At 35.6% G+C, this 11,085-nt stretch carries 8 protein-coding genes; 3 read left to right on the plus strand and 5 right to left on the minus strand.

All coding sequences use genetic code 11. The features are described from left to right. Positions 1-267 precede the first annotated feature (267 nt). Both QWZ17_RS23585 and QWZ17_RS23590 read left to right on the plus strand, forming a co-directional pair. Positions 268-3,156 (plus strand): DUF7149 domain-containing protein, encoded by a 2,889-nt coding sequence (locus QWZ17_RS23585; protein WP_290307782.1) that lies wholly within the window; start codon positions 268-270, stop codon positions 3,154-3,156. Positions 3,157-3,203: 47 nt separating this feature from the next. After that, positions 3,204-3,797 carry a master DNA invertase Mpi family serine-type recombinase gene (locus QWZ17_RS23590; RefSeq protein ID WP_290307783.1) on the plus strand — a complete coding sequence of 198 codons (594 nt, stop codon included), beginning with the start codon at positions 3,204-3,206 and terminating at the stop codon, positions 3,795-3,797. Between the two features lie 380 nt (positions 3,798-4,177). Here QWZ17_RS23590 and QWZ17_RS23595 read toward each other — a convergent pair whose 3' ends face one another. The 5 genes from QWZ17_RS23595 to QWZ17_RS23615 form a co-directional block, all read right to left on the minus strand. Further along, the gene (locus QWZ17_RS23595; RefSeq protein ID WP_290307784.1) at positions 4,178-5,116 is read right to left on the minus strand and encodes an STING domain-containing protein; all 939 of its coding nucleotides are present in this window, start codon (positions 5,114-5,116) and stop codon (positions 4,178-4,180) included. Positions 5,117-5,119: 3 nt separating this feature from the next. After that, positions 5,120-6,145 carry a hypothetical protein gene (locus QWZ17_RS23600; protein ID WP_290307785.1) on the minus strand — a complete coding sequence of 342 codons (1,026 nt, stop codon included), beginning with the start codon at positions 6,143-6,145 and terminating at the stop codon, positions 5,120-5,122. A gap of 75 nt (positions 6,146-6,220) precedes the next feature. Further along, the gene (locus tag QWZ17_RS23605; RefSeq protein WP_290307786.1) at positions 6,221-6,496 is read right to left on the minus strand and encodes a DUF3892 domain-containing protein; all 276 of its coding nucleotides are present in this window, start codon (positions 6,494-6,496) and stop codon (positions 6,221-6,223) included. A 247-nt stretch (positions 6,497-6,743) separates the two neighbouring features. Then, positions 6,744-7,139, minus strand: a complete 396-nt coding sequence (locus QWZ17_RS23610; protein WP_290307787.1) for a hypothetical protein — start codon at positions 7,137-7,139, stop codon at positions 6,744-6,746. 306 nt (positions 7,140-7,445) lie between these two features. Then, positions 7,446-8,420: a BT4734/BF3469 family protein gene (locus tag QWZ17_RS23615; protein WP_290307788.1), complete on the minus strand. Its 975-nt coding sequence runs from the start codon at positions 8,418-8,420 to the stop codon at positions 7,446-7,448. 195 nt (positions 8,421-8,615) lie between these two features. Between QWZ17_RS23615 and QWZ17_RS23620 the strand changes: the two genes are divergently transcribed. Next, entirely contained in the window at positions 8,616-10,385 is a 1,770-nt protein-coding gene (locus QWZ17_RS23620) for a reverse transcriptase/maturase family protein (RefSeq protein ID WP_290307789.1), read from the plus strand. Positions 10,386-11,085 lie beyond the last annotated feature (700 nt).

An 11,085-nucleotide genomic window follows, 5' to 3' on the forward strand; every position in this document is an offset into this window, starting at 1 on the left:
CATTTGCTGCAACTCAAAAGTCAGCTAACCCAGTGGTCAATTTGGCCCGGAACAGGGTGGTCAACATCTCCATAATATACACCACTTAAAATCGTGATTTTTTACTGCTTTTTTACTAAAAGGCAATCGAATTTTATTCATTATTATAGTTTTGATGCCATAAAAACTGTTGTGGTGTTTCAAATAATACAAATAATAACTGGTTTTTATCTTCATTGTATTCCAAATTCTTAAGTTTATACTTTACTATTCCTTTGATCGTATAACATGACCATATCATTTATCTCTCTTGTTGAAAGTATTAATAAAGCCTATCGTCTAATAAAACCACGCCGAGAGGATTTAGATGTCTTCAAAGCAAACTTTACAAAGTTACTTGGGCATATCGACGAGAAAGAAAGTGAAGAGAATGTAAAGGGCCATTTAGCCGATTTTTTAAAATCAACCTATTATGATCCAAACTATTTAATTGCCACTAAGGGACGCGCCGATCTCGTAATTCATTTAGAAAAAGAAGCCAAATCGCATGTAGGCGTTTTGTTTGAAGTTAAAAAACCGTCAAACAAACTGGATATGGTTACTAAGGATAACCTGAATACCAAAGCGATGCATGAACTTATCCTTTATTTTCTAAGGGAAAGGGTAAATCATAAAAATATTTCGCTAACTCACTTAGTGATAACCAACATTTATGAATGGTTCGTCTTTGATGCTTCTTTGTTTGAGCGTGTATTTGCTAAAAACACACAATTACAAAAAGCATATAAAGAATGGGAGGCCGGGCAAAAGGTAAGCGTAAAAACCGAATTATTTTATAATGAAATTGCAAAACCATTCCTTCATGAATTACAGGAAGAACTAATATTTACACACGTAGATATCAGGGAATATTTAAAATATTTAAAAGCAAATAAAGAGAAGGACGACAATAAACTAATACCGCTATATAAGTTTTTTTCGCCGGTAAATCTACTTAAGCTGCCATTTATAAATGATAGCAACTCACTTGACACCGGATTCTTTAAAGAACTGTTGCATATCATCGGTTTAGAAGAAGTAAAGGATGGTAGTAGAAAAATCATTCAACGATTACCACTCGAAAAGAGACAACCAGCCTCGTTAATTGAAAACACTATCAATATGATGGAAGTTGATGATGTTTTACGAAAAGTTCCAGGTAAGTTTCTAAACGGTAAAACGAGTGATGAGCAACTGTTCAACTTAGGGTTGGAATTGAGTATAACATGGGTTAACCGTATTCTTTTCTTGAAATTATTGGAGGCGCAATTAATTAAATACCATAATGGAAATACAAGTTTCAAGTTTTTGAATGTTCAAACAGTAAACGATTATGACGAGCTGCACAAACTCTTTTTTCAAGTATTAGCCAGACAATCGGGCAGCCGCACATCCGCTATTCAGCAAAAATATAGTCATATACCCTATTTGAACAGTTCTTTGTTTGAAATTTCGCCATTGGAAGATGTTAGCTTAAAGGTTAATGGCTTGGATGATAACTTAGATATAGATTTATACAGTAATTCAATTCTCACCAAAAAACGTCAAAAAAGTAAAGATTTAACCGCAATGAACACATTGCATTATTTCTTTGAGTTTTTAGAAGCCTACGATTTTGCGTCTATAGGTAAAGAAGAAGTACAGGAAGAAAACAAGACGATTATTAATGCTGCAGTATTAGGTCTGGTATTTGAAAAAATGAATGGTTACCGTGATGGTTCAATATACACCCCAGGTGCTGTCACTATGTTTTTATGCCAGGAAACCATTCGTAAAGCAGTAGTTCAGAAATTCAACGATGCATATGGGTGGAAATGTGAAGATATTACTGACCTGAAAAATTATCTTGCTGATCGGAAGAATCGCAAAGATATTTTAGAATTTAACTTACTGATTGAATCCATTCGTATTGTTGACCCTGCTGTCGGTTCCGGCCATTTCCTGGTATCAAGCTTAAATGAATTAATCGCCATCAAAGCGCAATTAGGGATATTGGCGGATAGCGAAGGAAGCCGTCTGGGTGATGTTGATGTTAGTATTGCCAACGATGAATTAGTTGTTACCTATCGCAACTCCTCATTTTTTGAATATGCTGTTACAACCACTATATCCGGCGGTCACATCATTGCGCCGGAAATTCAGCGCATTCAGGAAACCTTATTTAATGAAAAACGCAAACTTATAGAGGGGAGTTTGTTTGGGGTTGACATTAACCCTAACTCTGTAAAGATCTGCCAGTTAAGATTGTGGATAGAACTTTTAAAACATGCCTATTATAAATCAGAAGATAACTACACGCAATTAGAGACATTACCTAATATTGATATTAATATTAAACATGGTAATTCATTAATCAGTCGATTTAAGGTTAAAGATGAAATATTTGAAAGAATACCCTCCTTTATAAAAAAGCTCGATAATTATAAAAGCTGGGTAAAAAAGTATAAAGACACCAATGACAAAAACTTCAAGGAAGAGTTAAAAGGCAACATAGAACTTTTCATTAATGAGTTCAAGCGACAAGATCCCCGAATAACAAAATTTGAAAAACTGTTTATTAAGAAGAACGAGGAATATATCTTAAAATATAAAGCTATACAATTGTTCGAGCGGAACGACGATAATAAGCAAGTAGCTCAACGGGGATTATTGGAAAAAGAAATTGAAGAGCTTTCAAAGAGTATTGAAGCTGCAAAAAACGACATCACTTACCGAAATGCTTTTGAATGGCGGTTTGAATTTCCGGAGGTATTAAATGAAAGCGGTGATTTTGAAGGGTTTGAAGTCGTGATAGGAAATCCACCATATATCCAGTTGCAAAAAATGGGGGAGGATGCGGATGCTTTGCAAAAAGGCGATTACAGTACCTTTACCCGTACCGGTGATATTTATTGTTTGTTCTACGAACAAGCCATTCGTTTACTTAAGCCTAACTACTACTTTGGTTTTATAACTTCTAACAAATGGATGCGGGCAAATTATGGCGTTGCGACTCGTAAGTTCTTTTTGGAGGAAACTAACCCACTTTTATTGGTTGATTTTGGTGGTTACCAAGTGTTTGAATCGGCAACTGTCGACACGAATATGCTCGTTGTATTTATTAGAGATCTGTCGTATTTAAATACTCGACATGCTTAATTTATACTTGTCTTATATAAATTAATTTAAGTAATAATCTAATCAATATGAACTACGGGTACATTCGCATCAGCACGGACAAACAAACAACAGAAAACCAACGATTTGAAATTCAAAACTTTACCGACAAAAAACAAATATTCATAGATGAATGGATTGACGAGACGATAAGTTCCACAAAAAAACTAGATGTCCGAAAGTTCGGGGCATTGTTACAGCGGATGCAAAAGGGAGATGTACTTTTTGTCTCAGAATTATCCCGTTTGGGACGTAACCTAATGCAGATCATGAAGATTTTGCATGATTGCATGGAAAAGGATGTCATGGTATATACAGTCAAGGAGAACTATGAACTTGGAAATAATATTAATTCTAAAGTACTTGCTTTTGCTTTTGGACTTTCGGCTGAAATAGAAAGGAATTTAATATCTCAAAGAACAAAAGAAGCTCTGGCGCGAAGAAAAGCAGAAGGTCAAATACTTGGTCGTCCCAAAGGGAGTAAATCACAAATTCGTAAGCTTACAGGCAAGGAGGACGACATTAAATCACTAATGAATAAAAAAATATCATACAGTGCTATAGGAAGAATTTTAGGGGTTCACCGCTTAACTGTCTCTTCATTCGTCAAAGAAAAAATTTAAAAAAATATTAACTAAGGTGGTTTATAGGTGGCGATATTTTAATTTCTACGAACCAACCAATTGCACCGCCCAAGTAACTTTAAAGTGCAGCCGGGTAAAATGTTAAGGCAGGAAGGGGTCGCTAAAAAAGTGATTAGGTCCACCAACTTCTGTATCCCTGATGTTTTATGGTATAGCTTATCTCCTCAGATACGGTATACGGTTTGGTGTTTTGTTTTCATCAACAATAATTGGGGGCGAAGGCTCATCGGCAACCGGCTGAGTTGTTGTACAATGTATTGTTGTCTATATAATCATAGCAGCGCTGGCCGCGCTGCTATGATATTTATTGCTTCAGCAGCACAAGCTCCAAAGGGAAACTTGTTAGCAAATAATAATCTCTAAAACTCGTCAACTATCTCAACAACCTCCTGTGCAAACGGACTTCTATCTATTTGGATTTGTAAAACACGTCTAAAGTTATTTAACTCTCTTTGTTCGATAACCTCCTGAAGTTGGGTTCTGCCTTGGAATCCTTTTTGTAAAATCATTTCTATGGCATCGTCAACACCAGTTAAGGTACTCGGCATATCATACATGATCGCTTGCGGCGCATTGTGTTCGTCGATATGAAACCACGCAGGATGTTTCCTGAATTTAGTTTGCATAGTGTTTTCGATAAACCCATGCCGTTTATAAAACTGATCGGCCTTTTCTCTGATCAACCCTTTTAAATCTTTCGGCATGATAACTCTAAGCTTAAATTTGGTAAACTTCAAGTTATTGATCTTTAACACTTTTGTGTTTTGGACACTATCTACCAACCCCGCAATGAAATTTTTATAATATCCGATGGCTAAAGCGGTTGTTGGATATAAACTTAAATGCCCAAGCTTGTAATGTTCTTCAATTTTAGCAGAAAATTCTTTACAGGCTGTCTCAATAGTAGTATTATCAACTCTTTTAAAGCGGGGCATATAAATACCTTTAAAATCACTCGGTAGCTTTACACCATCTTCCACTAATAAAAAAGACTTATGCTTGCCTAAAGCACCTAAAAACAACGCCATTTCCAAAATCACATTATCCCTGGGTTCGATAACTATTTTATCATCTTTCGTCAACGTCAAATCATCGGCGGTTGCTACAAAAATACCGAAATCAAAAAAACTCACCATTCTCAGCAAATTATCAAACGTGCTGCTGTTTGGTTCCCATACACCCGGATCTTGCCATAAAGTACAATCTGCAATTCCGGTCAAACATTCTTTTACTTTTGTTGCGTATTCATAGCCTGCACCTGACGAGCCAATGAAAATATTAGGTTTTAAATCTGTCATGGTTTAATAAGCTAAAATTGATCGTTGAACAAAATAGCTATTGGCGATATCTTTTGAAGCATCTTCAATCAGGACATCCAAATCTTGCTTTAATCGGATCATATCAGGCACAACCTCATCCTTAGCTAATGGTCGTTCTAATCCGTTAGGGCTTAATACAGCCTTTCGCTTAATTGGATCGTCGATAAGCAATTTCATTTCAGCCGATAAATTCTCCGCTATTTGTAATTCACTTCCGGTACTATACATTAACAATGAATTTTCCATAGAATAAGCTATCGAGGTCAATTGGAAACTTTTTAGCGTTTTCAATTCCACTTCACAATCCGCCCTAAGCGTTTTCAACAAACGAACGCCTTTCCTAAATCCGTCATACGTATTGTCGCCTTTATGATTAACATTGTTTATTGTTGCAAATGGAAAATCACGGTGTTTGGTTTTGTTTTTAAAATCATATAGATATACACCTTTATAATGATCGTCGTTTGTCTCGTTGAACTTATCAGAGTAATACCAATAGCAAAATACAATATCTACTTTTCGATTTAGATTTTGATTTTCTATCGAAATGCATTTGTCACCTTTGTCATCAACAATGTTGTATTGTGACTTCATTATTGCAGTGGCTTGCTTGCGCATCTCACATATATCAACATCCGGGTCAGATTCCCTATATGGATTAACAGGCTGCGATTGTGGGTAAAAATAACGGTCAATAACGGTTAAAAGGTCAAAATCACTATGTACCTTGATATTGGTGGACGTCATAACCGAGCCCTGTGTTCTATATGCTCTGTTAAAATGAAGATCAAAATCACGTTCCAAATGTTTTTGAACATTGTTTGCAGCAGCGATTGTTTTGGCGTTGTATTTATCGCCGATTGGCTGCATGGATTCAATTAGATATTTGATGTCCTGCGGTAAGCTTGATGAACTAAATGATTTAGTTAATGCTGATTCATTCAATTCTTTATCGAACCTTCTGTTTTGAAGATTCGTTAATCTTCGTGTATAGTCTAAAGTTGGCATAAATTTTTATTAAAGTTTTGAAATAATGCCGTCAACCATTGGTCAACGGCATATAGTTAATTATTTGATGAGATATTAAAATCGGGGCAAACTGAGAAGGTTATCCCTCTTTGTATTGTCAGGCTCTGTTTTAATATATTCATTGCCAGCCGCACTCTTTTGATGTGTTACATTAATGCTTCTATTAGCGGCGTGCACATAAAAACTATAATTGCCCGTTTTTAAATAAGAAACAACTTCCGGAACTGAGTTTTCCCAATTCCCGTTTGAGTTAGTTCCTTTAACTCTAACAATATGTTCAGCTGAATCCGTTTCAGCCGACATTCTAACATGTGTAATTCTATTACTCATTCCTGTAAGTATTAATTTTGAAATTAAATGTAAATGCTGTCTGATTAAAATGGCGGAGAAACAGACAACCACAAGCCGGGTGAGTAAAAAAGAAATTACAATTTCACTTTAATTAAAAAATTAAAGTAACTTTAATAACTTTGTAAAAAGATTAAGAAAAATCTGCGTGGTGGTAAGCCAACAGTAAATTACTCTCACCAAGTAATTTTTTAAATAGGTTGTTATTGCAAGTAACAACCTATTTTATTTATACCGTACCTCCCTCATTAGAAGTGCTTTTTTCTTTACGTTTAATGTCTTTCCTTTTTCTAAGGATAAATATTTCTTTATCTTCATATTCACTTTTCTCTATATCAAACATAATAGTGTACTCTTTGTATTTAAACCCTAATTTCTGAAAGGCATCTCCAACGTTCAAATAATAGTAATCTCCAGCTTTAGCTACCTTTCCTACACCATCTGCTGTATCTGTAGGTATTAAATACATTACATTCTCATCCTCTTCATCTGTAGCTAACAAATAAGAACCTTGGTTCTTTAATTGCATAACTTCTATAGCCTCTATATTGAATCCCAATTTTCCTGTACTGTGAATAGTAGCTTTCGCCTTGTTAATCTCAATTTTAAAAATTTTCGGTTTCATTATACAAATATTGCAAAAAATAATCGACAATTCCAAATTTAATTGAAAAAACATTTTTCTCCCTTTAAATTACAATTTAGAATTTCACCAAAAGTAAAAATAAATTTATCTTTTATTATTGCTTTCTATTTATTTCTCTTGTGTTTTATTTTGTGTATCCACAAGTAAGATTATGTGATTCTGTGAATAAAATACCGATCCACTGCGAATATTCATCGTTAAATCGATAGCGGATTGTAAATAATCTTGAAAGGCACTTTTAAGTCAAATGACAAGGGAAGCGTTACCTCTAAATAACGGTGGGCATTATTTTTTTGTTTTCTTGGCATTCATTTTCTTGTTAAAATGAATGTCAAATCCTTTTTCTTTTGCGAGGTAAAGTAAGGTCGCAAATGAACTTTGAGAAGATCCTTTCTGATAACAAGAATGAATTAGTTTTTCACTTTGATTTTCATCATGGTTTGCTCCATCAAGCCTGCATAGTTCTAAAAAATATTGTGTACCCAAATGTGGGTTAAAGGTATTACTCAAAGCAAACGCAACACGAACCCAGCTTTCGTAAGACTCGGTAATTGAAAGCCCGCGTTTATTTAAAAAATGATAGATTTTTTTATAAGTAAGCTTAGATAATTCATCATTAGGTAGCGTTACTTTCAATAGCGAAGGTGTTCCTGAATAAGACTTTTTTTCATTACTGATTGTTTTTTCAACCTTTTCAGCAACCAAATGCAATTGATCGAAAACTTTGTAATTAACATTTACCTTAATATCGGGATCATAAGAAACAAAACACAATCTCGAAACATCAGACCCGGATGTGTCAACAGAAATCTCATATTTTTCTTTGTAATATATAGTAGCTGCCTTATAAGCTATCTTATGCAGATCCTCGCAATTTTCGCTCACTATCAAAAATTTCAAACCATCTCCTGACGGTGAAAGCCATACAGCCAGAATATACTGATCTTTTGAAAGCAATTCTTTAATAATGTTCAGATCTGCTCCTGCTTTGTCAATGTCTAACACAATTAGAGAACTGTATGTTGCCAAATTCCCAGCTGTTCGGGAAGGAGAAAAAGTACCGGAAAATGTGACTGCCGGCAATGTGTTTTTTAACAGTGTATATTTTTCAAACTCATTATCGGAATAAAGCTTTCGGGCTTTTTCAATTAGAGGCTTAAAAACCCCCTCTCTAAAGCTATTAAGCATCGCCTCCAAATCAACTGTCTTAAATTCGTGCTTAAAAGGCTTAGAATAGTAGCCCACTTTAAAATCTTTCATAACATTTTCAAAAATAAAAGTAATACATTTATCCCGAGGGTAGCGAAACTGTAGAAGTTAATTAAAACTCAGTCCGAGAATAATAATAATTGGGCCAATATGCGTAGGGCTTAAACCTTAACATGAGAACCACGGTTTTAAACCAACCACAACAATAGAAGTATTTCCTTTTAGCCGCTGCCCTCTTTTTTAAATATGAAAGATTTTGAAAGCTTCTTCGATTTTCACAGCATATTAGAACAAGTTATAATTTCAAGATCTAAAATCGCATTCTATATTCATAAAAACTCCTATTTAGATAGATACTGTAAGAGTAAACCCTTTTCTATAGAGGACAAAGCCAGGGCATTAGAAATCCAAATTATTAGTGATCTTCTTCCATCAAGAAAAGAATGGTCAAGGCCCAAAAAGCATGTTAACAGAAAAGATTTTGATTCCACAATAGAGTTAAATCAACAATCAATACGGAATCGGGTCTATCATATACATAGGCTATTTATTACAGGCCAAAAAACTCTCTTAGAAACTCCCATTTGGTATCAAAATTTGAGAGTGTTCATTGACAACCTCGAAAAGAGGGTTTTTAAAGAGGAGTCGTTTTCATTAAGAAAACCGACCGTGTTTCCTGCGAGAAAACCTCCTTACAATAAAGCAGATATAGAACGTCGACCTATTGCAAAATTCTTTGTGGAAGACAAAATAATTTTGAGTTTAACTAATAAGTATTTAACTCAATTGTTTGATGATATCTTTTTGGATTGCTCTTTTGCATTTCGGTCCAGAAACTCATACATGAAAGGCCCTACCTATCATGATGCGGTCGAACTTCTCAAAAAATTTAGAATAAAGCATCTTGAGACACCCCTATATGTAGCTGAGTGTGATATAAAGAAGTTTTTTGATTGCGTTGATCATGAAGTCGTGGTTCAAAAATACAATTACGATAAAAACGTACTATTAGAGCTAAATATTGAAATCCATCCTTCAGCAGAAATCATTTTTAAAGAGTACCTTAATTGCTATTCGTTTAGTGGCTCGGTTTTCCCTTTGAATACTAATGAAGATTTTTGGATGGCCGCCAGTGATGTTGGGGGGCAATTCAAATGGACTCCTGAACTGAAAGAAAAATTTGATACCGGTGAATTAATTTCGAGAAGCATTGGCATCCCGCAAGGCGGGGCGCTTTCAGGGTTAATAGTAAATTTGCTGATGCACGATTTAGATCGGGTAGTTACAAATTTGGAAAACTGGAATAAGGACTACCTTTATTTACGGTATTGCGATGATATGGTTATCGTTCACAAATCGAAAAAAGAATGCAAAATCCTTTTTGATAATTATTTCCAAAACTTATCAGGATTAAATTTAAGCCCGCACGATCCTCCCGAATTGAGGCCCAATTATACCAAGGTTTTTTGGGGTAATAATATTAAATCCAGGGATGTGTATTTATGGAGCATTAAAAAGTCAGGGCTTCACCCTCATTCTCCCTGGGTAAGCTTTTTGGGTTATATGGTTCATGAAAATGGTGATTTGAAAGTAAGAAAGAAATCTATAGAAAAGCAAGCATCAAAACACAACGCAGAATTACTGAAAGTAATTAAACGTTTGGATAAGCATTCCGATACAGAATTAATTAATCAAGAATTATCCATCAGGAGAAGCTTTAGTAGCAAATTGGCAGCGATGGCGGTGGGTAATATAAATATAAGTACATATAAAGAAACCCAGGTGACGATGTGTTGGGGCGCTGGATTTAAGTTAATTGAAAATAATAAATATACTCGATCACAATTAAAATACCTTGATTTTAGCAGGCAAAGAGCGCTGTCGAAATTAAAATTTTATTTTGCAAAAAGAGCTATACCAAACGTAAAAGAAGAAGAAAAAGAGGACTTGCCAGATTTATTAGAGAATGGCTATCCTCACTCGTTTTTCAGCATTCTTAATCGCCCCAAGTTTTAAGCACAAGCACATCCCATCCCATTTTCAACGCTTAGCACCAAAAGCGCGAGCCGGATGAAATGTCAAGGCCGAAGCACCGCTAAAAAACAAAACACAAATGCTTCGGTTGTATAGCCTTTACTTTTCAACCGGCGGTCGGTAACTTTGCCTATGCGGTGAAATTGGGATTAGATTTTTTTGAGGAATGGGAAAGGCAGGTGTGTTATGAGGAACGAATTTCACTCCTGCCAGCGGCAGCGAGGCTGACGGCGCAATGAAACCCGGCGCGATAGCGCGAGGTGTAATACAGCCGCCTGCCGTAGCTACATGGCTCCAACGGGTGTACGTGTCGTTTTGCTTTTCAGCAGCAAGGTCGGACGATTTAAATCAACCGCCCGACATGCTACTTAGGGTGCTTAGCAGTTTCTAATTCAACGGTTAACTGGTTAGAAGCAAGGCAAGGCGAACAAATGCCCGCCTGCCAACACTGCTGAGGCTGTCAACACTTAATATCTTGTATATATTGCTTGTAAATGCTCTCTGCGTGTATATTATGGAGATAGTGACCACCCTGTTTCGGGCCAAATTGACCCAGGGGTTAGCTGACTTTTAGGTTGCAGCAAATGCTATAAAAGCACGTACAAAAATAGTTATTTAAAAGGTAATTTCATTAGTGGCTGTTTTCTGGTTCAATACTACGTTTTCTTCTCATAGATTCCCC

The organism is Mucilaginibacter flavus, from assembly GCF_030409315.1.
GTDB lineage: Bacteria > Bacteroidota > Bacteroidia > Sphingobacteriales > Sphingobacteriaceae > Mucilaginibacter > Mucilaginibacter flavus.